The 21,822-nt window shown below is 68.7% G+C and carries 17 protein-coding genes, 2 tRNA genes and 1 pseudogene; 12 read left to right on the top strand and 8 right to left on the bottom strand.

Annotation, left to right across the window (positions count from 1 at the left end):
• From dnaN to AU195_RS24940, 9 genes are all read left to right on the top strand, one after another.
• A partial coding sequence (dnaN, locus tag AU195_RS24980; protein WP_059161698.1) for a DNA polymerase III subunit beta occupies positions 1-862 on the top strand: 862 nt, incomplete at its 5' end.
• 28 nt (positions 863-890) lie between these two features.
• Positions 891-1,784: a phosphogluconate dehydrogenase (NAD(+)-dependent, decarboxylating) gene (gnd, locus tag AU195_RS24975; RefSeq protein ID WP_059161687.1), complete on the top strand. Its 894-nt coding sequence runs from the start codon at positions 891-893 to the stop codon at positions 1,782-1,784.
• Positions 1,785-1,814: 30 nt separating this feature from the next.
• Positions 1,815-2,969: a DNA replication/repair protein RecF gene (gene recF, locus AU195_RS24970; protein WP_059161686.1), complete on the top strand. Its 1,155-nt coding sequence runs from the start codon at positions 1,815-1,817 to the stop codon at positions 2,967-2,969.
• Complete coding sequence (locus tag AU195_RS24965) at positions 2,966-3,538, top strand: DUF721 family protein (RefSeq protein WP_059161685.1); 573 nt, start codon at positions 2,966-2,968, stop codon at positions 3,536-3,538. The genes recF and AU195_RS24965 overlap by 4 nt, the downstream gene beginning before the upstream one ends.
• Before the next feature lie 220 nt (positions 3,539-3,758).
• Positions 3,759-5,786 (top strand): DNA topoisomerase (ATP-hydrolyzing) subunit B, encoded by a 2,028-nt coding sequence (gene gyrB / locus AU195_RS24960; RefSeq protein WP_059161684.1) that lies wholly within the window; start codon positions 3,759-3,761, stop codon positions 5,784-5,786.
• Positions 5,787-5,816: 30 nt separating this feature from the next.
• On the top strand, positions 5,817-9,590 hold the full coding sequence (gyrA, locus tag AU195_RS24955) for an intein-containing DNA gyrase subunit A (RefSeq protein ID WP_059161683.1): 3,774 nt from the start codon (positions 5,817-5,819) through the stop codon (positions 9,588-9,590).
• 17 nt (positions 9,591-9,607) lie between these two features.
• Positions 9,608-10,465, top strand: coding sequence for a DUF3566 domain-containing protein (locus AU195_RS24950; protein ID WP_059161682.1), 858 nt, complete (start codon positions 9,608-9,610; stop codon positions 10,463-10,465).
• 57 nt (positions 10,466-10,522) lie between these two features.
• Positions 10,523-10,596, top strand: a tRNA-Ile gene (locus tag AU195_RS24945).
• Positions 10,597-10,757: 161 nt separating this feature from the next.
• A tRNA-Ala gene (locus tag AU195_RS24940) sits at positions 10,758-10,830 on the top strand.
• A 26-nt stretch (positions 10,831-10,856) separates the two neighbouring features.
• Here AU195_RS24940 and cwsA read toward each other — a convergent pair.
• Positions 10,857-11,267 carry a cell wall synthesis protein CwsA gene (gene cwsA, locus AU195_RS24935; RefSeq protein WP_059161681.1) on the bottom strand — a complete coding sequence of 137 codons (411 nt, stop codon included), beginning with the start codon at positions 11,265-11,267 and terminating at the stop codon, positions 10,857-10,859.
• A gap of 107 nt (positions 11,268-11,374) precedes the next feature.
• Here cwsA and AU195_RS24930 point away from each other — a divergent pair, with 107 nt between their 5' ends.
• Positions 11,375-11,902 (top strand): peptidylprolyl isomerase, encoded by a 528-nt coding sequence (locus AU195_RS24930; protein ID WP_059093880.1) that lies wholly within the window; start codon positions 11,375-11,377, stop codon positions 11,900-11,902.
• Between the two features lie 13 nt (positions 11,903-11,915).
• Here the strand turns inward: AU195_RS24930 and AU195_RS24925 are convergent, their stop codons facing one another.
• Positions 11,916-12,335, bottom strand: coding sequence for a PH domain-containing protein (locus AU195_RS24925; RefSeq protein WP_082703207.1), 420 nt, complete (start codon positions 12,333-12,335; stop codon positions 11,916-11,918).
• A 154-nt stretch (positions 12,336-12,489) separates the two neighbouring features.
• Positions 12,490-12,774, bottom strand: coding sequence for a cell division protein CrgA (gene crgA, locus AU195_RS24920; protein WP_011557440.1), 285 nt, complete (start codon positions 12,772-12,774; stop codon positions 12,490-12,492).
• Between the two features lie 65 nt (positions 12,775-12,839).
• On the opposite strand from crgA, the gene AU195_RS24915 reads away from it, so the two are divergent.
• Both AU195_RS24915 and AU195_RS24910 read left to right on the top strand, forming a co-directional pair.
• Positions 12,840-13,676 (top strand): DUF881 domain-containing protein, encoded by an 837-nt coding sequence (locus AU195_RS24915; RefSeq protein ID WP_059161679.1) that lies wholly within the window; start codon positions 12,840-12,842, stop codon positions 13,674-13,676.
• Between the two features lie 22 nt (positions 13,677-13,698).
• Complete coding sequence (locus AU195_RS24910) at positions 13,699-14,373, top strand: aminodeoxychorismate/anthranilate synthase component II (RefSeq protein ID WP_059161678.1); 675 nt, start codon at positions 13,699-13,701, stop codon at positions 14,371-14,373.
• Here the strand turns inward: AU195_RS24910 and pknB are convergent.
• The 5 genes and pseudogenes from pknB to AU195_RS26425 form a co-directional block, all read right to left on the bottom strand.
• Positions 14,351-16,225 (bottom strand): Stk1 family PASTA domain-containing Ser/Thr kinase, encoded by a 1,875-nt coding sequence (gene pknB, locus AU195_RS24905; protein ID WP_059161677.1) that lies wholly within the window; start codon positions 16,223-16,225, stop codon positions 14,351-14,353. The genes AU195_RS24910 and pknB overlap by 23 nt on opposite strands.
• A 2-nt stretch (positions 16,226-16,227) precedes the next feature.
• Positions 16,228-17,541: a protein kinase domain-containing protein gene (locus AU195_RS24900; protein ID WP_059161676.1), complete on the bottom strand. Its 1,314-nt coding sequence runs from the start codon at positions 17,539-17,541 to the stop codon at positions 16,228-16,230.
• Entirely contained in the window at positions 17,538-19,013 is a 1,476-nt protein-coding gene (gene pbpA / locus AU195_RS24895) for a D,D-transpeptidase PbpA (protein ID WP_059161675.1), read from the bottom strand. Before pbpA ends, AU195_RS24900 begins: the two co-directional genes overlap by 4 nt.
• Complete coding sequence (locus tag AU195_RS26040; protein WP_059161697.1) at positions 19,010-20,380, bottom strand: FtsW/RodA/SpoVE family cell cycle protein; 1,371 nt, start codon at positions 20,378-20,380, stop codon at positions 19,010-19,012. Before AU195_RS26040 ends, pbpA begins: the two co-directional genes overlap by 4 nt.
• A pseudogene (locus tag AU195_RS26425) lies at positions 20,375-21,778 on the bottom strand (PP2C family protein-serine/threonine phosphatase); the annotation flags it as partial. The gene AU195_RS26040 and the pseudogene AU195_RS26425, both read right to left, overlap by 6 nt.
• Positions 21,779-21,822: the final 44 nt, after the last annotated feature.

The following is a 21,822-nucleotide window of genomic DNA, read 5'->3' as shown; positions in this document are numbered from 1 at the left end:
CAGCGCCCGGTTCTCCCTGCCCACCATGGCCGTCGAGGACTACCCCGCGCTGCCGACGCTGCCCGATGAGACCGGGGTGATCGGCGCCTACCTGTTCGCCGAGGCCATCGGCCAGGTGGCGGTCGCGGCCGGCCGCGACGACACCCTGCCCATGCTCACCGGTATCCGCGTCGAGATCACCGGTGAGAGCGTCGTTTTGGCGGCCACCGACCGGTTCCGGCTGGCGGTGCGCGAATTGACCTGGTCGACGAGCTCCCTCGATGTCGAGGCGGCGGTGCTGGTCCCGGCCAAGACGCTCGCCGAGGCGGCCAAGGCCGGCACCGACGGCAACGAGGTCCATCTCGCGCTCGGCGCCGGTTCCGCCGTCGGCAAAGAGGGCCTGCTCGGTATCCGCAGCGAGGGCAAGCGCAGCACCACCCGCCTGCTCGACGCCGAATTCCCGAAGTTCCGGCAGCTGCTGCCCGGCGAGCACACCGCGGTCGCCACGATCGGCGTCGCCGAACTGACCGAGGCGATCAAACGCGTCGCGCTGGTGGCCGATCGCGGGGCCCAGGTCCGCATGGAGTTCGCGGACGACGTGCTGCGGCTGTCCGCCGGCGCCGATGACGTCGGCCGCGCCGAGGAGGACCTGGCGGTCGACTTCTCCGGTGAGCCGCTGACCATCGCGTTCAACCCGACCTACCTGACCGACGGGCTTGGATCGCTGCACTCCGAGCGCGTGACGTTCGGCTTCACGACGCCCAGCCGCCCCGCGGTCCTCCGCCCCGCGGGCGACGAGGACACCGCCCGCGGCGCCGGCCCGTTCCCGGCACTGCAGACCGATTACGTGTATCTGTTGATGCCGGTACGGCTTCCCGGCTGACCGGCCGACGCAACCTAGAGGGGCGGACATGCAACTGGGTCTGGTGGGGCTCGGCAAGATGGGCTTCAACATGCGTGAACGCCTGCGCGAGGGCGGTCACGAGGTGGTCGGTTACGACCCGCGGCCGGAGGTGACCGACGTTCCGTCGCTCGCCGCCCTCGCCGAGGCGCTGCCGGCCCCCAGGGTGGTGTGGGTGATGGTGCCCTCCGGTCCGGTCACCCACGACACGATCGTCTCGCTGGCCGACGTCCTGGCCGAGGGCGACCTGGTGATCGACGGCGGCAACTCGCGCTTCACCGAGGATGCTCCGCACGCGGAGTTGTTGAAAGACAAGGGAATCGGCTTCATCGACGCGGGCGTGTCCGGCGGTGTCTGGGGGCTGGCGGAGGGGTACGGGCTGATGGTCGGCGGCGACGACGCCGACATCGAACGGGTCATGCCGATCTTCGACACCCTCCGTCCCCCCGGCGACCGGGCGGACGGCTTCGTCCACGCCGGTCCCGTCGGCGCGGGCCACTTCGCCAAGATGGTGCACAACGGCGTGGAGTACGCGCTGATGACCGCGTACGGCGAGGGCTACGAGATGCTCGCCGCCGAGGAGCTGATCCGCGATCCGCAGGCGGTGTACCAGGCGTGGACCAACGGCACGGTGGTGCGGTCGTGGCTGCAGCAGCTGCTCGCCAAGGCCCTCCGGGAGGACCCCGGGCTGGCCGAGATCTCCGGCTACACCGAGGATTCGGGCGAGGGCCGGTGGACGGTCGAGGAGGCGATCCGGCTCCGCGTGCCGGTGCCCGCCATCGCCGCGTCGCTGTTCGCGCGGTTCGAGTCGCGCCAGGAGGACTCCCCCACCATGAAGGCGGTCTCGGCGCTGCGCAACCAGTTCGGCGGGCACGCCGTACAGAGGATCAGCAAGTCGGGATAGGTACGTGCCGCGCACGCGAGGAGCAATGAGTTGTTCGTCCGGCACCTGACGCTGACCGATTTCCGGTCCTGGGCGCGAGCCGACCTGGAACTGGAGCCCGGCCGCACCGTATTCGTCGGCCCCAACGGTTTCGGCAAGACCAACCTCGTTGAGGCGCTGTGGTATTCGGCCACGCTGGGGTCGCATCGGGTGGCCTCGGACGCACCGCTGATCCGGGCCGGCGCCCCGCGCGCGGTGGTGTCGACCATCGTCGTGAACGAGGGCCGGGAGTTGGCCGTCGACCTCGAGATCACCACCGGCAGGGCCAATAAGGCGCGGCTCAACCGTTCCCCGGTACGCAGCCCCCGCGAAGTGCTGGGGGTGCTGAGGGCGGTGCTGTTCGCCCCCGAGGACTTGGCGCTGGTCCGCGGGGATCCGGGTGAACGCCGACGCTATCTCGACGAACTGGCCACCACCCGTCGTCCCGGCATCGCCGGTGTGCGCGCCGATTACGACCGGGTGATCCGCCAGCGCACCGCACTGCTCAAGAGCGCCGCGGCGGCCCGGTACCGCGGGGACCGCAGCGTGCTCGACACCCTCGACGTGTGGGACGGCCACCTCGCCGCGCACGGCGCGTTGCTGATGGCCGCGCGCGCCGATCTCGCGCATCACCTCGCCCCGGAAGTCGAGAAGGCCTATCAGCTCCTGGCGCCCGGATCGCGGCCCGCGGCCATCCGGTACCGCACCAGCGTCGACGCCGAGGACGCCGTCGATGCCGACGTGAGCGCCGAGTATTACGAGGCCGCCCTGCTCGACGCGATGGCCCGCCGACGTGACGCCGAACTGGAACGCGGCGTCTGCCTGGTGGGGCCCCACCGTGACGATCTCGAACTGCGCCTCGGCGACCAGATGGCGAAAGGGTATGCCAGCCACGGGGAGTCGTGGTCGATGGCGTTGTCGCTGCGGCTGGCCGCCTACGAACTGCTGCGGACCGACGGCAGCGATCCGGTCCTTCTGCTCGACGACGTGTTCGCCGAACTCGACGCCGCGCGGCGGCGCGCGCTGGCCGAGGTCGCCGCGTCCGCAGAGCAGGTGCTCGTCACCGCGGCGGTGGCCGAGGACATCCCCGCCGACTGGGATGCGCGGCGGATCATGATCCGGATGCAGGACGACGACGATGGGCGCGTGTCGATGGTGGAGTCATGAGCGACGGCGACCGGGACCGCGATGACGACGGGGCCGGACCCCCGGCGCACCTGGCGGAACTCAAGGGCATGGATCTGGTGCGACGCACTCTCGAGGAGGCCCGCGGCGCGGCCCGCAGCCAGGGCAAGGATGTGGGCCGCGGGCGCACCTCCCCCGCCCGCCGGGTGGCCGGCACGGGTCGCCGCCGGACCTGGTCGGGCCCCGGCCCCGACTCCCGCGACCCCCAGACGCTCGGCGCCGCCACCCGCGATCTGGCCCGCACCCGAGGATGGTCGCCCCGCGTCGCCGAAGGTGCGGTGTTCGGTCAGTGGTCGACGGTGGTCGGCGAGCAGATCGCCGAGCACGCCACACCGAGTTCCCTGCGCGAGGGTGTGCTGACGGTCGCCGCCGAGTCGACCGCGTGGGCCACCCAGCTGCGGATGGTGCAGTCGCAGCTGCTGGCGAAGATCGCCGCCGCGGTCGGTGACGGGGTCGTCACCTCTCTGAAGATCACCGGGCCGACGGCGCCGTCGTGGCGGAAGGGCCGTTATCACATCGCGGGCCGCGGACCCCGCGACACGTACGGATGAGTGGTCACAACTGTGCGCTGAGAGCCGCCTGGGGTTCGCGAGGCGCGTTCCCAAGCGTCTGGACGCACCGAAGTTCGCGAAATTCCGCGCACGGCGACGATAGATGGGTGAAAACGCCGCCGCAGCGTCGGTCCTGACGGTATCTCCCGGTAGACTGGACAGGAACTACGCGGCGGTCCGTCGACCGTTCGCCCGCGAACCCCGAGGAGACGCGTCCAACGTGGCTGCCCAGAAGAAGAATGCTCCCAGCGAGTACGGCGCCGATGCCATCAAGGTGCTCGAAGGTCTGGAAGCGGTCCGCAAGCGCCCGGGCATGTACATCGGTTCCACCGGAGAGCGCGGCCTGCACCACCTCATCTGGGAGGTCGTCGACAACGCCGTCGACGAGGCGATGGCCGGGTACGCCTCCAAGGTCGACGTCCGGATCCTCGAGGACGGCGGAGTCCAGGTCACTGACGACGGTCGCGGCATCCCCGTCGCCATGCACTCGACAGGTGTGCCCACCGTCGACGTCGTGATGACGGTGCTGCACGCCGGCGGCAAATTCGAAGAGGGCGCCTACCAGGTGTCCGGCGGTCTGCACGGTGTCGGCGTGTCGGTGGTCAATGCGCTGTCGACCCGGCTCGAGGCGGACATCCGCCGCGACGGGTACGAGTGGTTCCAGACCTACGACCGGTCCGTGCCGGGAACCCTCAAGCAGGGCGAGAAGACGAAGGCCACCGGCACCACGATCCGGTTCTGGGCCGATCCGAACATCTTCGAGACCACGAACTACGACTTCGAGACGATCGCCCGCCGGCTGCAGGAGATGGCGTTCCTCAACAAGGGACTGACCATCGAGCTGACCGACGAGCGTGTCACCGCCGAAGAGGTCGTCGACGACGTCGTCAGCGACCACGCCGAGGCGCCCAAGAGCGCCGAGGAGAAATCGGCCGAGGCGGCCAAACCGCAGAAGGTCAAGCACCGGGTCTTCCACTACCCCGGCGGTCTGGTCGACTTCGTCAAGCACATCAACCGCACGAAGACCCCGATCCAGCCCAGCGTCATCGACTTCGACGGCAAGGGCGAGGGCCACGAGGTCGAGATCGCGATGCAGTGGAACGCCGGCTATTCCGAGTCGGTGCACACGTTCGCCAATACGATCAACACACACGAGGGCGGCACCCACGAAGAGGGTTTCCGCACGGCGCTGACGTCGGTGGTGAACAAGTACGCCAAAGACAAGAAGCTGCTCAAGGACAAGGACCCGAACCTCACCGGCGACGACATCCGCGAGGGCCTGGCCGCCGTCATCTCGGTCAAGGTCTCCCAGCCGCAGTTCGAGGGTCAGACCAAGACCAAACTCGGCAACACCGAGGTGAAGTCGTTCGTGCAGAAAATCTGCAACGAGCAGCTCAGCCATTGGTTCGAGGCCAACCCGGCCGAGGCGAAGACCGTTGTGAACAAGGCGGTTTCGTCGGCACAGGCGCGCCTGGCCGCTCGCAAGGCCCGGGAACTGGTGCGGCGCAAGAGCGCAACCGACATCGGCGGTCTACCGGGCAAGCTCGCCGACTGCCGTTCGACCGACCCGCGTAAGTCGGAACTGTATGTGGTGGAGGGTGACTCGGCCGGCGGCTCGGCCAAGAGCGGCCGCGACTCGATGTTCCAGGCCATCCTGCCGTTGCGCGGCAAGATCATCAACGTCGAGAAGGCCCGGATCGACCGGGTGCTGAAGAACACCGAAGTCCAGGCCATCATCACCGCGCTCGGCACCGGTATCCACGACGAGTTCGACATCAGCAAGCTGCGGTACCACAAGATCGTGCTGATGGCCGACGCCGACGTCGACGGCCAGCACATCTCGACGCTGCTGCTGACACTGCTGTTCCGGTTCATGAAGCCGCTGATCGAGAACGGCCACGTGTTCCTGGCACAGCCGCCGCTGTACAAACTCAAATGGCAGCGCAGCGCACCGGAATTCGCCTACTCCGACCGCGAACGCGACGGGCTGCTCGAAACCGGCCGCGCCGCGGGTAAACGCATCAATGCCGAAGACGGCATCCAGCGCTACAAGGGTCTGGGTGAGATGGACGCCAAGGAATTGTGGGAGACCACGATGGACCCGTCGGTGCGGGTGCTGCGCCAGATCACGCTCGACGACGCCGCGGCCGCCGACGAACTGTTCTCCATCCTGATGGGCGAGGACGTCGAGGCCCGCCGCAGCTTCATCACCCGCAACGCCAAAGACGTTCGCTTCCTTGATGTGTAGAGACATCCGACCGATATCTAGGGATCCTCGATGACTGATACCACGTTGCCTCCTGGCGACGAGACCGGAGACCGGATCGAACCGGTCGACATCCAGCAGGAGATGCAGCGCAGCTACATCGACTACGCGATGAGCGTGATCGTCGGTCGTGCGCTGCCCGAGGTGCGGGACGGTCTCAAGCCGGTGCACCGTCGCGTGCTCTACGCGATGTTCGACTCCGGTTTCCGGCCGGACCGTGGGCACGCGAAATCCGCACGCTCCGTTGCCGAGACGATGGGCAACTACCATCCGCACGGCGACGCGTCGATCTACGACACCCTGGTTCGCATGGCGCAGCCGTGGTCGCTGCGCTACCCGTTGGTCGACGGGCAGGGCAACTTCGGCTCGCCGGGTAACGATCCGCCGGCCGCGATGAGGTATTGCGTCACGGGCGATGCGCTGGTGCGATTGCCGCTGGGGCGGTCCGTTCCCATCAATGGTGTGGTGCCGGGAGCGAAACCCGACTCGGACAACCCCATCGATCTCAAGGTCGTGGACCGCCACGGCGATCCCGTAACCGCCGACAGGCTCTTCCATTCCGGAGAGCACCAGACGTACACGGTGAACACCACAGAGGGCTACACCGTCACCGGTACCGAAAACCACCCGCTGCTCTGCCTAGTGGATGTTGGCGGCGTTCCCACCCTCTTGTGGAAGTTGGTCGAGGAGATCAGGCCGGGCGACACGGTCGTGCTTCAGCGGACTCCGCCCATGGAGTTCGGCCCGGCTGATTGGCAGGAGACGCTGGAAGGTTTGCTCGCCGGTGCGTTCATCAGCGAGGGCTTCATCTCGGAGAAGCGAGCGGGTTTCAACAACCTCGACGGCGAGTTCTTCAGCATGGTGGTCGCTGCCTACGACGCCGTCGTCGGTGGGCCGCGATACGTCGCGAGTCGAAGAATCGCTTCTGGATCACTGCTACACGAGTTGGACATCCACAATCTCGAGGCACTTCGAAGGTCATGTCTGGGCGTCGCGGTGGGTCAGCGTTCCGCGGACAAGTTCGTCCCGGACTGGGTCTGGCAATCGCCCGCGGCCGTCAAGCGAGTTTTCCTCCAGGCGCTGTTCGAAGGTGACGGCTCATGCTCGAGCCTTCCCCGAAACACCGTGCAGGTGTCCTACTCCACGCGTAGTGAGCGACTGGCCGCCGATGTCCAGCAGATGCTGCTGGAGTTCGGTGTGGTCTCTCGGCGCTATCGCCATGCCGTCGGTGAGCACAAGGTGGTGCTCACCAACCGCGCTCAGGCGGAACTCTTCGCCCGCCAGATCGGATTCGGGGGGGCGAAGCAGGCCAAATTGCTCGAGATACTGGCGGCACTGCCGAGCGAACCTTCAGGTCTCGATCGCGACTTCGTGCCCGGCCTGGCGCGTTTCATCCGCGCACACAGTGGCGGCCGGTGGGCCGATAAGGAATGGCTGCGGAAGCACAACATCGACCGCATCTCGCGGTGGCAGCGTGACGGCGCCGAGATCTGCAGCCACATCAAGAATGCTGACGTGCGTGCCATTGCGACCGAGCTGAGCGACGGTCGGTTCTACTACGCGACGGTGGCCTCCGTCACCGACGCCGGCATTCAGCCGGTATACAGCCTGCGGGTCGACACCGCAGACCACGCCTTCATCACCAACGGGTTCGTCAGCCACAACACCGAGGCGCGGCTGACCCCGCTCGCGATGGATATGCTGCGCGAAATCGACGAGGAGACAGTCGATTTCATCCCAAACTACGACGGCAGGGTGCAGGAGCCGACCGTACTGCCGAGCCGGTTCCCGAACCTGCTCGCCAACGGTTCGGGCGGTATCGCGGTCGGTATGGCGACCAACATCCCGCCGCACAACCTGCGCGAGCTGGCCGAGGCCGTCTACTGGTGCCTGGAGAACTTCGAGGCCGACGAGGAGACCACGCTCGCCGCGGTGATGGAACGCGTCAAGGGTCCGGACTTCCCCACCCACGGACTGATCGTGGGCAGCCAGGGCATCGAGGACACCTACAAGACCGGACGTGGGTCGGTCAAGATGCGCGGCGTCGTCGAGATCGAGGAGGACAGCCGCGGGCGCACCGGCATCGTCATCACCGAGTTGCCGTACCAGGTCAACCACGACAACTTCATCACCTCGATCGCCGAACAGGTCCGCGACGGCAAGCTCGCCGGCATCTCCAACATCGAGGACCAGTCCAGTGACCGCGTCGGTCTGCGCATCGTCGTCGAGCTCAAGCGCGACGCCGTGGCCAAGGTGGTGCTGAACAACCTCTACAAGCACACCCAGCTGCAGACCAGCTTCGGGGCCAACATGCTGTCGATCGTCGACGGTGTCCCCCGCACGCTGCGGCTCGACCAGCTGATCCGCCACTACGTCGACCATCAGCTCGACGTGATCGTCCGGCGCACCCGCTACCGGCTGCGCAAGGCCAACGAGCGGGCCCACATCCTGCGTGGTCTGGTCAAGGCGCTCGACGCCCTCGACGAGGTCATCGCGTTGATCCGGGCGTCGCAGACCGTCGACATCGCGCGGGCCGGCCTGATCGAGCTGCTCGACATCGACGAGATCCAGGCCCAGGCGATCCTCGACATGCAGCTGCGGCGCCTGGCCGCACTGGAGCGTCAGCGCATCGTCGACGACCTGGCCAAGATCGAAGCCGAGATCGCCGACCTCGAGGACATTCTCGCCAAGCCCGAACGCCAGCGCTCGATCGTGCGGGACGAACTCAAGGAGATCGCCGACAAGTACGGCGACGACCGGCGGACCCGCATCGTGCCCGCCGACGGCGAGGTCAGCGACGAGGATCTGATCGCCCGCGAGGACGTCGTCGTCACGATCACCGAGACCGGGTACGCCAAGCGGACCAAGACCGACCTGTACCGCAGCCAGAAGCGTGGCGGCAAGGGTGTCCAGGGCGCCGGGCTCAAGCAGGACGACATCGTCAACCACTTCTTCGTCTGCTCCACCCACGATTGGATCCTGTTCTTCACCACCCAGGGCCGGGTGTACCGGGCGAAGGCCTACGAGTTGCCCGAGGCGTCCCGCACGGCCCGCGGCCAGCACGTCGCGAACCTGCTGGCCTTCCAGCCCGAGGAACGCATCGCGCAGGTCATCCAGATCAAGAGCTACGAGGATGCGCCCTACCTCGTGCTGGCTACCCGCAACGGCCTGGTGAAGAAGTCACGCCTGACCGACTTCGACTCCAACCGCTCCGGCGGCATCGTGGCGGTGAACCTGCGCGACGGTGACGAGCTGGTCGGCGCCGTCCTGTCCTCGTCCGAGGACGACCTGCTGCTGGTGTCGGCCAAGGGGCAGTCGATCCGGTTCTCCGCGACCGACGAGGCGCTGCGGCCGATGGGCCGGGCGACCTCCGGTGTGCAGGGCATGCGGTTCAACGCCGACGACGAACTGCTCTCCCTCAACGTGGTGCGGCCGGACACCTATCTGCTGGTCGCGACCAGCGGCGGGTACGCCAAGCGCACCTCCATCGAGGAGTACACCGCGCAGGGCCGCGGCGGAAAGGGCATCCTGACGATCCAGTACGACCGCCGACGTGGCAATCTGGTCGGGGCGTTGATCGTCGATGACGACACGGAGTTGTACGCGATCACCTCGGGTGGCGGTGTCATCCGAACGGCTGCCCGCCAGGTCCGCAAGGCCGGGCGGCAGACGAAGGGCGTTCGGTTGATGAACCTGGGTGAGGGCGACACACTGATTGCCATCGCGCGCAACGCCGAGGCGGGCGACAGCACCGACGAGGTCAACACCGACCCCGATGCGGTCTGATCAGTGAGGAGCCGTAGGTGAGTGCACCGAACGAGCCGGGATTCCCGCGCGGGGGCGAGGGCCCCGGGAGCGGGAACGGCTCCCCTGCGCCGGGCGCGGGCCGCGACAACGGATCGCCGGCCAACGCGGCCGGTCGGGTCGGCACGGAAGGCGGGGACGTCCCGCCCTGGCAGCGTGGCCGCCCCAGCCGCCCGCCGCAGGGCGCACCGGCCCGGCAGGAGCCCGGCCGCAGCGGATCGTCCACGCACGCTCCCGGCGCCGAGGCCCGGAACACGAGCCGGTTCCCGGTGAGCGGTTCGGCACCGACCGAGGAGACACAGGCGCCCGCCGCCCCGGTCCGGACCTCCGAACGCACGGACACCCCCCGGCCCGAGGCGTACGCCAGCGAGCTCCCGGACCTCTCCGGCCCGGTGCCGCGGCCACCGCAGCGCAAGCCGGCGGACCGGCCTGCGGCCGAACAGCCGGCCCGGTCCGCCGCCCGCACCCAGGTGGGTCATCGGCCCGCTCGCGGCCCGGTCCGCGCCAGCATGCAGATCCGTCGTGTCGACCCCTGGAGCGCGCTGAAGGTGTCGCTCGTGCTGTCGGTCGCGCTGTTCTTCGTGTGGATGATCGCCGTGGCGTTCCTGTATCTCGTCCTCGGCGGGATGGGTGTGTGGGACAAGCTCAACAGCAACGTCGGCGACCTGCTGACCAGCACGAGCGGCGCCGGCGGAGGAGAGCTGGTGTCCAGCGGGACGATCTTCGGCGGCGCGGCCCTCATCGGTCTGGTCAACATCGTCATCCTGTCGGCGATGGCCACCGCCGGGGCGTTCATCTACAACCTCACCACCGACCTCGTGGGCGGTGTCGAAGTGACCCTGGCCGACCGCGATTAGGGATTTGGGGACAGAGGCGCGGTTACGGTAATCTCGCTGCTCGTCCGTAGTGACCACGGGCCTATAGCTCAGGCGGTTAGAGCGCTTCGCTGATAACGAAGAGGTCGGAGGTTCGAGTCCTCCTAGGCCCACTGGACAGGCTGGTCGTCACACCGGCCGGGCCCGCTGGAAGGGGGCACCGTGCGTTTCGTTCTGGTGCTCTCCGCGCTGGCGGTGTCGGTCCTGGTGTGGCGGTCACGGCACGGCCCCGAGGTGTGGCACGCGCTCGACGAACGATCAGCCTGACCCGCGAGGGGCCTTAGCTCAGTTGGTAGAGCGCTGCCTTTGCAAGGCAGATGTCAGGAGTTCGAATCTCCTAGGCTCCACACTTGTCTCATCTCGCCCGGCCCCGTCAGGGTTTGGGCGTCACCTCGACGCTGGGCGGCAACGGCGACGGCTCGGGCTTCATCGAGCGGCGCAGGATCGAGAACGTCACCGCGCCCACCGCCAGGACACCGGCTCCCACCCCGAGCGCCAGCAGGCGCTTGCGGCGCCTGCGCGCGCGTGTGCCCGTGAGGGCCTCGGGCAGACCGCTCACCGCCTCCTGGACGGCCGCGAGTTCCGCGACCAGGGTGCTCTGGGCGGCGGCCAGTTCGCGGCGCAGCTGGCCACTGCGGTACCGCCGGCGTAGTTCCGCCGCGGTGGCCTGGGCCGAGTCCGCGCCCATCCCCAGCACGCCCCGGGTCACGTCGACGGGCCCGACCGCCGTGTACCGCAGACCCTGGGCCAACCGCTGCCGCGGAGTCAGTGGCTTCACGCTCATGGGTACCTCTTTCGCGGCAGGTCGACGGGGCGGGTGATCGTGGGTACAGCCTGCCACCACCGGGTGCGATGACGACGCCCAATCGGCGGATGGCACACTGACATCCCGTGACGAGCCCTATTCAGACCGCGACGGCGACCCTGCACACCAATCGTGGCGATATCAAGATCGCCCTCTTCGGAAACCATGCACCCAAGACGGTGTCGAACTTCGTCGGCCTGGCGCAGGGCACGAAGGACTACAAGGGCGAGAACGCCTCCGGCAGCACGTCGGGCCCGTTCTACGACGGCGCGGTGTTCCACCGGGTCATCGACGGGTTCATGATCCAGGGCGGCGACCCGACCGGCACCGGGCGCGGCGGGCCGGGCTACCAGTTCGCCGACGAGTTCCACCCCGAGTTGCAGTTCGACAAGCCCTACCTGCTGGCGATGGCCAACGCCGGGCCGGGCACCAACGGTTCGCAGTTCTTCATCACCGTCGGCAAGACCCCGCACCTCAACCGCCGCCACACCATCTTCGGTGAGGTCGTCGACGCCGAGTCCCAGAAGGTGGTCGACGCGATCGCCACGACCGCGACCGACCGCAACGACCGGCCGACCGATCCGGTGGTCATCGAATCGGTCACCATCAGCTGACCGACCCCGCCCGTCACTGCGTGCCGGTGTAGCCGGCCGCGGTGAGGGCGTCGAGCACGTCGAGTGGGTCGGTCCCCAGATCCCACCGCGTGAACACGTGCAGCCGGTCGTCGGCTGTGTCGATCTCCAGGAGCCGCATCGTGCGGGCCAGACGCCGGAACTCGGTGATCCGCACGAGTTCGATGTCGGCGCGCCCGAGCACGCTGGTGTGCCACCAGCCGCGCACCGCCACTCCCTCGGGTGTGATTGCCAGCTTGGGTCGTGCCCGCCACGACAAGATTGCAAACGTGATCAATCCCACTGCGGCAATCCCTGTAAGAATCCTGCCCGGTGGGTCTGTGACAACCATCACAGCCGCGGTAGCCATCAGCGCACCCACGAGGCCGCAACCTGCGATTCCCGCCGCAGGGGGGCTCCACTCAGTTTGCTGCATGCGTTGTGCACACCCTTTTACCGTTGCCGATGGGGTTATCCACAGGTGCTATCCCCAATGGGGATGAACTACACGGATGTGATTGCGCGGGTCCATCGTTGCTGTGTTACCGGCCGACCGAGCGCGAAATGAATTCATGTGGCCGTTCTGCGGGTCAGCGCCAGCGCATCGTGAGCAACAGACCGGTGATCATGAAGGCAAACGCGATCGCGTAGTTCCACGGGCCGAGGTCGGCCATCCACTGCAGCATGCCCGGGGCGTCGACCGGATTGGTCGCGGCGAGCTGGAACACCAGCAGCCAGATCAGCCCGATGAGCATCAAACCCACGAACAGCGCGACGAACCAGACGCTCGACGGGCCGGCCTTCACCTTCACCGGAGTCCGGCTCACCGGGCTGATGGTGAAGTCGTTCTTCTTGCGGACCTTCGACTTGGGCATGGTCACCTTCGTGGCTGTCGGCGTCGCAGTTCCACCGGTGTGCTGACCGGCTCCGAGATGCGACGATGGTGCAGATGCCCCCTGAGCCTAACGCAGGACCGGACCGGGAACCGCCGCCCACGGAGTCGGCGGCCCCGGCCGCCCCGGCGCGTACCCGGACCGGCCGGAGTTCCGGCTGGCGGTTCGGGGTGCCGATGGTGTGTCTGGCCGCGGGCCTGTTGCTGGCCGCCACCCACGGGGTGTCCGGCGGCGACGAGATCCGCCGCAGCGACGCTCCGCGGCTGGTCGACCTCGTTCGGGAGGCGCAGCAGTCCGTCGACGGCCTCGTCGCCCAACGCGACGAGCTGTCGGCGGAGGTCGACGGGCACCACGGCGGAAGCCCGGGTACCGAGTCGGCGCTGGCCGCGATCACCAACCGGTCCGCGGCGCTGGCCGCCGACGCGGGGCTGAACCCGGTGAAGGGCCCGGGCCTTGTCGTCACCCTCAACGACGCCCAGCGTGACGCCGAGGGACGATTCCCCAGGGACGCCTCCCCCGACGACCTGGTGGTCCACCAGCAGGACATCCAGGCCGTCCTCAACGCGCTGTGGAGCGCGGGCGCAGAGGGCGTCCAGATGCAGGACCAGCGGATCATCGCCACCTCCGCACCCCGCTGCGTCGGCAACACCCTGCTGCTCAACGGACGCACGTACAGCCCGCCGTACGTCATCACCGCGATCGGCGACGCCGACGCCATGCGGGCCGCGCTGTCCGAGTCGCCGCTGGTGTCGCTGTACAAGCAGTACGTGGTGCGGTTCGGCCTCGGCTACACCGAGGAGCCGCGCGCCGAGGTGGAACTCGTCGGGCACACCGAACCGGTGCGGATGAAATTCGCGCAGCCGATCGGACCCGTCGGGTACTGAACACCGGAGGTAACCTGGTCGGATGCAGTTCTTGGTCGTCGACAACTACGACAGCTTCGTGTTCAACCTCGTCCAGTACCTCGGGCAACTCGGCGTGGACGTGACCGTCTGGCGCAACGACCACAGCCGCCTGGGCACCGACGCCGACATCGCGAAGGCCGCCGAGGACTTCGACGGGGTGCTGCTGAGTCCCGGCCCGGGCACGCCCGAGCGCGCCGGGGCGTCGATCCCGCTGGTGCACGCGTGTGCGGCGGCGGGCACTCCCCTGCTCGGTGTGTGTCTGGGCCATCAGGCGATCGGTGTGGCGTTCGGTGGCACCGTCGACCGTGCCCCGGAGTTGCTGCACGGCAAGACCAGCATCGTGCACCACACGAACACCGGTGTGCTCAAGGGGCTGCCGGATCCGTTCACCGCCACGCGGTACCACTCGTTGACCATCCTGCCCGAGACGATGCCCGACGAACTCGAGGTCACCGCCCGCACTCCCGGCGGCGTCATCATGGGTGTGCGCCACACCGAACTGCCGATCCACGGCGTCCAGTTCCACCCCGAGTCGATCCTCACCGAGGGTGGCCACCGGATGCTGGCGAACTGGCTCGGCTACTGCGGCAGCGCCCCAGACGAGACCCTGGTCCGCCGGCTCGAGGACGAGGTGGCCACGACGGTCGCGGCGGCTACGACGCGAAGTTCAGCGTGATCCTGCTGTCGAAGTTGACGCCGGCGCCCGGCGGCGGGGTCTGACGGACCACCGCGTTGGTGCGCTGACCGCTGTTCGGCACGTCACCGCCCTTGTCCAGAACGCCCGTCCAGCCCAGCGCGCGTAGCCGAGGTTCGGCGTCGGTCCAGAACTGGCCGGTGAGGTCGGGCATCACGAACTGGTTGCCGCGGGACACCTGCAGCTGGATCAGCGTGTCCACCGGGACGTTCTCGCCAGCCGCCGGGCTGGTGCCGAGGACCTGGCCCGCCGGTTCGGTGCTGTCGACCTCGGCGGGCACCGAATTGCTGAAGCCGGACGCGGTGAGGATCTGCTGCGCGGTCTCGACCGTCTGCCCGACGACCTCCGGGACCGAGCGGCTCTGGGGTCCCGACCCGATGATGATCGTGATCTCGTTGGTGATAGCCGACGTCTGGTTGGCCGGCGGGTTCGTGGCCATCACCCGGTCCTTGAGTTCCGGGGTCGACGGCGAGGCCTGCTGCCGGAAGCGACCGAACCCGGCATCGGTGAGCTTGCGGACCGCTTCGGCGTAGGTCAGCGACTTCACATCGGGCACTTCACGCTGTTCCGGCCCGGTGGAGACGTTGATGGTGATCTCTTCGCCGGCGTCGACGTCGGTGTTCGCCTCCGGCGACGTGTTGATCACGTGGTCGGGCGCCACCTCGGAGTTCGGCTCGTTCTGGGTGCGCACCGCGAACCCGGCGTTCTGCAGTTGGGCGACGGCGTCGGCGGAGACCTCGCCGCGCACGTCGGGCACCTGTACCGCGCGGGTCTCCCCGCCGTAGGTGTTGATGGCGACGGCGACCACGACGGTCAACACGGCCAGCACGGCGACCGCGGCGAGCCACCGGCCGATCGATCCCCCGCGATTGCGCTCCACCAGCCGCGGCTCGGGGCGCGGCATGTGCGTGATGGGTTCGGTGCGGTCCGGATGCGGCGCCGCGGCGAGCATGGACGTCCGCTCGGCGTCGGTGAACACCTTCGGCGCCTCGGGCGGCTCGCCGCTGTGTACCCGCACCAGATCGGCGCGCAGTTCGGCCGCCGTCTGATAGCGGTTGTCGGGGTTCTTCGCGAGCGCCTTGAGCACCACGGCGTCGAGGTCCCGCGAGATGCCCGCATGGCGCTGTGACGGCGGCACCGGATCCTCGCGGACGTGCTGATAGGCCACCGCGACCGGGGAGTCGCCGACGAACGGCGGTTCGCCGGTGAGCAACTCGTAGAGCACACAGCCCAGCGAGTACACGTCGGAGCGCGCGTCGACCTTCTCCCCGCGGGCCTGCTCGGGCGACAGGTATTGCGCGGTGCCGATCACGGCGGCGGTCTGGGTGACGCTGTTGGCGTCGGCGAGCGCCTTGGCGATGCCGAAGTCCATCACCTTCACCGCGCCGGTCTTGCTGATCATGATGTTGGCGGGTTTGACGTCGCGGTGGATCGTGCCGTGCTGGTGGCTGAAGTTCAGCGCCTGGCAGGCGTCGGCGATGACCTCCAGCGCCCGCTTAACGGGCATCGGCCCCTCGGAGTGCACGATGTCGCGCAGCGTCACACCGTCGACGTACTCCATCACGATGTACGGCAGCGGACCGGTCGGCGTCTCGGCCTCCCCGGTGTCGTACACCGCGACGATCGCGGGGTGGTTCAGCGCCGCCGCGTTCTGCGCCTCGCGCCGGAACCGCAGATAGAAACTCGGGTCGCGGGCGAGGTCGGCGCGCAGCACCTTGATCGCGACGTCGCGGTGCAGCCGCGTGTCACGGGCGAGGTGGACTTCCGACATTCCGCCGAAGCCGAGGATCTCGCCCAGTTCGTAGCGGTCGGACAGGTGCTGTGGGGTGGTCATGTCTATGTTCGGGGCCATGTCTGTGCTGGGGCGGGCAGCGCCCTGAGGTGCGCGGATGTGGCAGCCGCGTCGGGGCGGAGTGCCCCGGAGGTGTCTCCACCATGACCGATGACCGCAGAGGAGGTCCAATCGGGCAGCGCTGCGGGCGACTGATACGGCGTGGTCTCGGTGATGGTGTTCGTCACCGTCGGCGGCGGCAACTCACGGTCCTTGCGGTCCTGGGCGTTGAGGACGATCAGGATCGCGATGACGATCGCGAGCGCACCGAGCACGCCGGCGGCCCACAGCAGCGCGCGCTGCCCGGAGGAGAACGTGCGCCGCGGCGGCGGTGGCCGGTGGATCGCGCCGGTGGGCCGCGCCCTGGCGGCGGTGACCGGCGCCCGGCCGGTGAGGTCGGCGGCGGCGCGGGCCTGGGCGGCCGACGGAACGGCGGCGGGGGTGGCACGACCGAGGGTCGGCGCCTGGTTCGGCCGCGGCGGGCGGCGACCGGACCGCACGGCCGCCACGGCGTCGGCGAACGGACCGCCGGACCGGTACCGCATGCCGGGGTTCTTCACCAGCGTGATCTCGATCAGTTCACGCACGTTGGGCGGCAGGTCCGCGGGCAGGGGCGGCGGCGTCTCCTTGATGTGTTTCATCGCCACGGTCAGCGCGCCGTCGCCGGTGAAAGGTCGCTTGCCGGAGACGGATTCGTAGCCGACGACGCCGAGTGCGTAGACGTCGCTGGCGGCGGTCGCGTCGTGTCCGAGCGCCTGCTCGGGCGCGATGTACTGGGCGGTGCCCATCACCATGCCGGTCTGGGTGACCGGGGCCGCGTCGACGGCCTTGGCGATCCCGAAGTCGGTGAGTTTCACCTGACCGGTCGGGGTGATGAGGATGTTGCCGGGTTTGACGTCGCGGTGCACCAGGCCTGCGGTGTGCGCGACCTGCAGTGCGCGCCCGGTCTGCTCCAGCATGTCCAGCGCGTGCCGCAGGGACAGCCGGCCGGTGCGTTTGAGCACCGAGTTCAGCGGCTCCCCGTTGACGAGTTCCATCACCAGGTACGCGGTGCGGCCCTCCCCGTCCATGTCCGTCTCGCCGTAGTCGTAGACGCTGGCGATGCCGGGGTGGTTGAGCATCGCGACGGTGCGCGCCTCGGCGCGGAACCGTTCGACGAACTCGGGATCGGTGGAGTACTCGGCCTTGAGGACCTTGATGGCGACGCGGCGGCCCAGGCGGCTGTCCACGGCTTCCCACACCTGACCCATACCGCCGGTGGCGATGAGCCGCTGGAGCCGGTAGCGGCCGGAGAGGGTGACGCCGACGCGGGGGCTCATGAGCCCTCCCGCAGCGCCGCGGCGATGGTGGCCCGGCCGATCGGCGCGGCCACCTGTCCGCCGGTGGCCGAGAGCCGGTTGCCGCCGTTCTCGACCAGCACGGCCACGGCGACCTTGGGGGCCTGCGCCGGTGCGAAGGCGATGTACCAGGCATGGGGCGGGGTGTTGCGGGGGTCAGTCCCGTGTTCCGCAGTGCCCGTCTTCGAAGCGATCTGCACGCCGGCGATGGCTCCCTTCTGCTGCGTCTGCTGCTCGGCGCCGACCATCAGATCAGTCAGTGTAGCCGCGACCTCGGGTGTCACCGCCCGGCGCTCTTCGACCGGATCGGTCGTCGTGAGGTTTGCCAGGTCGGGTCCCCGCAGGCTGTCGACCAGGTAGGGCCGCATGGTTACCCCTTCATTCGCGACGGTGGCAGCGACCATCGCGTTCTGCAGCGGTGTCAACGCCACGTCCCGCTGCCCGATGCTCGACATGCCCAGTGCGGCGGCGTCTCCGATGGGGCCCACCGTGGATTCGGCGACCTGCAGCGGGATCGGCGCGGCCGGGGTGTCGAGCCCGAAGGCGGACGCAGTCCTCTTCAATGCCTCGGCACCGTTGTCGATGCCCATCTCGACGAAGGCGGTGTTGCACGAGCGGGCGAACGCCTCGCGCAGCGGCGCGGTGGGTCCGCCGCCGCAGGCGGAGCCGCCGAAGTTCTCCAGCGTCACGGAGCTGTTGGGCAGCGGGACGCGGGGCGCGGCGGTCAGCTGGGTGTCCGGGGTCGCGCCGTTCTCCAGGGCGGCCGCGGTGGTGATCACCTTGAACGTCGACCCGGGCGGGTAGGTCTCCGAGATCGCCCGGTTCAGCAGCGGGTTGTCGGGGTTGTCCCGCAACTGCTGCCACGCCGCGGACTGCTCCTCGACGTCGTGGGTCGCCAGCAGGTTCGGGTCGTAGGACGGTGCGGACACCATCGCCAGGATCTTGCCCGTCGACGGCTCCAGCGCCACGACCGAACCCTTGCACGGGCCGTTGCAGCCCTGCTCCATCGCCTCCCAGGCGGCCTGCTGCACCTGCGGGTTGATGGTGGTGACCACGTTGCCGCCGCGCGGATCCCGGCCGGTGAAGAAGTCGGCCAGCCGACGGCCGAAGAGCCGCTCGTCGGAGCCGTTGAGGATCGTGTCCTCCGCCCGTTCGAGGCCGGTGCTCGAATAGGTCAGCGAGTAGAACCCGGTGACCGGCGCGTAGGCCGGCGCATTGGGATACACGCGCAGGAACCGGAACCGGCCCGGGGTGGCGACCGAGTACGCCAGCAGCTGACCACCGGCGGTGATCTGGCCGCGCTGGCGGGAGTACTCGTCGAGCAGCACGCGCTGGTTGCGGGGGTCGGTGCGCAGCCCGTCGGCGGTGAAGACCTGGGTGACGGTGGCGTTGCCGAGCAACAGCACGATCAGCACCATGATCGTGACGGAGATGCGCCGCAGTGAGGTGTTCATACCTTGTCGATCACCTCGGTGCTGGCGGCGGCGATCGGTGTCTGCGGCAGCGGTTTGGTGCTGATCGGCCTGCGCGCGGCGTGTGAGATGCGCAGCAGGATGGCCAGCAGCAGATAGTTGGCCAGCAGTGAGGAACCGCCGTAGGACATCCACGGGGTGGTGAGCCCGGTCAGCGGGATGAGCCGCGTCACGCCGCCGACGACGATGAACAACTGGATCGCCAGCGTCGACGCCAGACCGGCGGCGAGCAGCTTGCCGAAGCTGTCGCGCACGGCGATCGCGGTGCGCAGGCCCCGGATGACGAGGATCGTGTACAGCATCAGCACCGCGGAGAATCCGACCAGGCCGAGTTCCTCACCGATCGCGGCGATGATGAAGTCCGTCGACGCCGCGGGCACCGTTCCCGGCTGGCCGTTGCCCAGTCCGGTGCCGAAGACGCCGCCGGTGGCGAAGCTGAACATCGACTGCACGAGTTGGTAACCCGCGCCCTCGGGATCGGCGAACGGGTCCAGCCACGTCTGCACCCGCACGCGGACGTGGCCGAAGAGGTAGTACGCCGCGACGCAGCCCACCGCGAAGAGGCTCAGCCCGATCGCGACCCAGCTGACCCGGTCGGTCGCGACGTAGAGCAGGATCAGGAACGACGTGTAGAGCAGCAGCGAGGTGCCGAGGTCCTTCTCGAACACCATCACGCCGATGGAGGCGATCCACGCCGCCAGCAGCGGCGCCAGATCGCGCGGCCGCGGCAGCGTCATCCCCAGGAAGTGCTTGCCCGCGCTGGTGAACAGTTCCCGTTTGTCAACCAGCACGGCGGCGAAGAAGATCAGCAGCAGGATCTTGGAGAACTCCGCGGGCTGAATCGAGAAGCCCGGCAATTCGATCCAGATCTTGGCGCCGTTCTGTTCCGACATCGACGCCGGGAGGATCGCCGGGATGGCCAACAGGATCAGGCCGCTGAGCCCGCAGACGTAGCCGTACCGGGCCAACATCCGGTGATCGCTGAGAAAGGTTATGACACAGGCGAATCCGATGACCCCGACCAGCGTCCACAGCATCTGCTGGTTCGCGGTGCCGCCGAGTCCCCGTCCGGTCAGCTCGCCCTGGGCGAGGTCGAGGCGGTGGATCATCACCAGGCCCAACCCGTTGAGCAGGGCGACGACCGGCAGCAGGAGCGGGTCGGCGTACGGCGCGTAGCGGCGCACGGCGAGGTGCGCGCCGGCGAACAACGCGAGGTATCCGGCGGTGTACTGCGCCAGATCCCAGCTGATGCCCTGTTCCTGGTTGGCCTCCACCATCAGCAGCGCGACGGTGGTGATGACCGCGGCGAAGGCCAGCAGTAGCAGCTCGGCGTTGCGCCGATTCGGCAGCGGCGGGGTGACCGTCGTCGGTGTCTCGGGTGCGGGGGAGGTGCCCGGGCGCGGAACCGCGCTCGTCGCAGGCGATCCCGCGGGAGTGGGGGGAGGCGGCGGCGGTGTGCGACGGGTGGTCGTCGGTGGCCGGGTCGGGCAGATCGGCAGGACCGAACTGCGGGCGAGTTCCTCGATCTGCGCGATCGCCTCGTCGAGGGAACCGCCGGGCAGACCGGCGATGACCTGGGCGCGTTCGGATTCGCGCATGTCCTGCACGTCGAGCAACTGGCACCCGCGGTTGTCGCCGGACTGGCCCGCGCTGATCAGGGACAGTTCGTTGCGGGCGTTGAGGCAGCCGAGCAGGTACGGCTCCTGCAGTGAGTAGCCGAGAAACGAGCCGTCGACACCGCGCATGATCGATACGGTGCCCTCGTGGGCCGTCACGTAGTAGTTGTTGCGCACGATCTCCCGGCCGATCGCCAGACCGGCCAGCACCACCAGGACCAGCAGCGTGGCCGCGATGATCATGCGGCGTTTGGACCGCGGCTTCTTGACGGGCTCTTCCGGCTGCGCCACAACGCGTTTGGGTGCGTTGCGCTTCGGGTTGAACGCCGACGCGCGACCGGCGGCCGTGTTCGGCGGCGGTTGATCGTCGTCACCGCTCACCGCGCCGGCCAGGATCGGCGCCGTCTGGCCGTAGTCGTAGTCCACCACGTCGGCGACGACGACGGTGACGTTGTCGGGCCCACCGCCGCGCAACGCCAACTCGATCAGCCGGTCGGCGCTCTCGGCGACGTCGGAGATCTGCAGGGCCTCGGCGATGGTGTCGTGACTGACCGGATCCGACAGCCCGTCGGAGCACAGCAGATAGCGGTCACCGGCGCGGGCCTCACGCATGATCAGCGTCGGCTCGACCTCGTGCCCGGTGAGCGCCCGCATGATCAGGGAGCGCTGTGGATGGCTGTGCGCCTCCTCGGCGGTGATGCGGCCTTCGTCGACCAGCGTCTGGACGAATGTGTCGTCCTTGGTGATCTGGGTCAGCTCACCGTCGCGCATGAGGTAGCCGCGCGAGTCGCCGATGTGTACCAGGCCCAGGCGGTTCCCCGCGAAGAGGATCGCGGTCAGCGTGGTGCCCATGCCCTCGAGCTCCGGGTCCGCCTCGACATGGGCGGCGATCGCCGAGTTGCCTTCTCGCACGGCGTTGTCGAGCTTGCTGAGCAGGTCCCCGCCGGGCTCGTCGTCGTCGAGGTGGGCCAGGGCGGCGATCACGAGCTGCGAGGCGACCTCACCCGCGGCGTGGCCGCCCATGCCGTCGGCCAGCGCGAGCAGGCGAGCGCCGGCGTAGACGGAGTCCTCGTTGTTGGCGCGGACCAGGCCGCGGTCGCTGCGCGCGGCGTATCGCAGGACGAGGGTCATACTGCTCCTCGCGTGCGCGCGATCATTTCGCTCCTCGCGTGCGC

The sequence above is a fragment of the Mycobacterium sp. IS-1496 genome (assembly GCF_001499995.1).
In the GTDB taxonomy this organism is placed as follows: Bacteria; Actinomycetota; Actinomycetes; order Mycobacteriales; family Mycobacteriaceae; genus Mycobacterium.
Note: the sequence above shows the minus strand (reverse complement) of the source record. Positions and strands in the feature narration are given on the sequence as shown.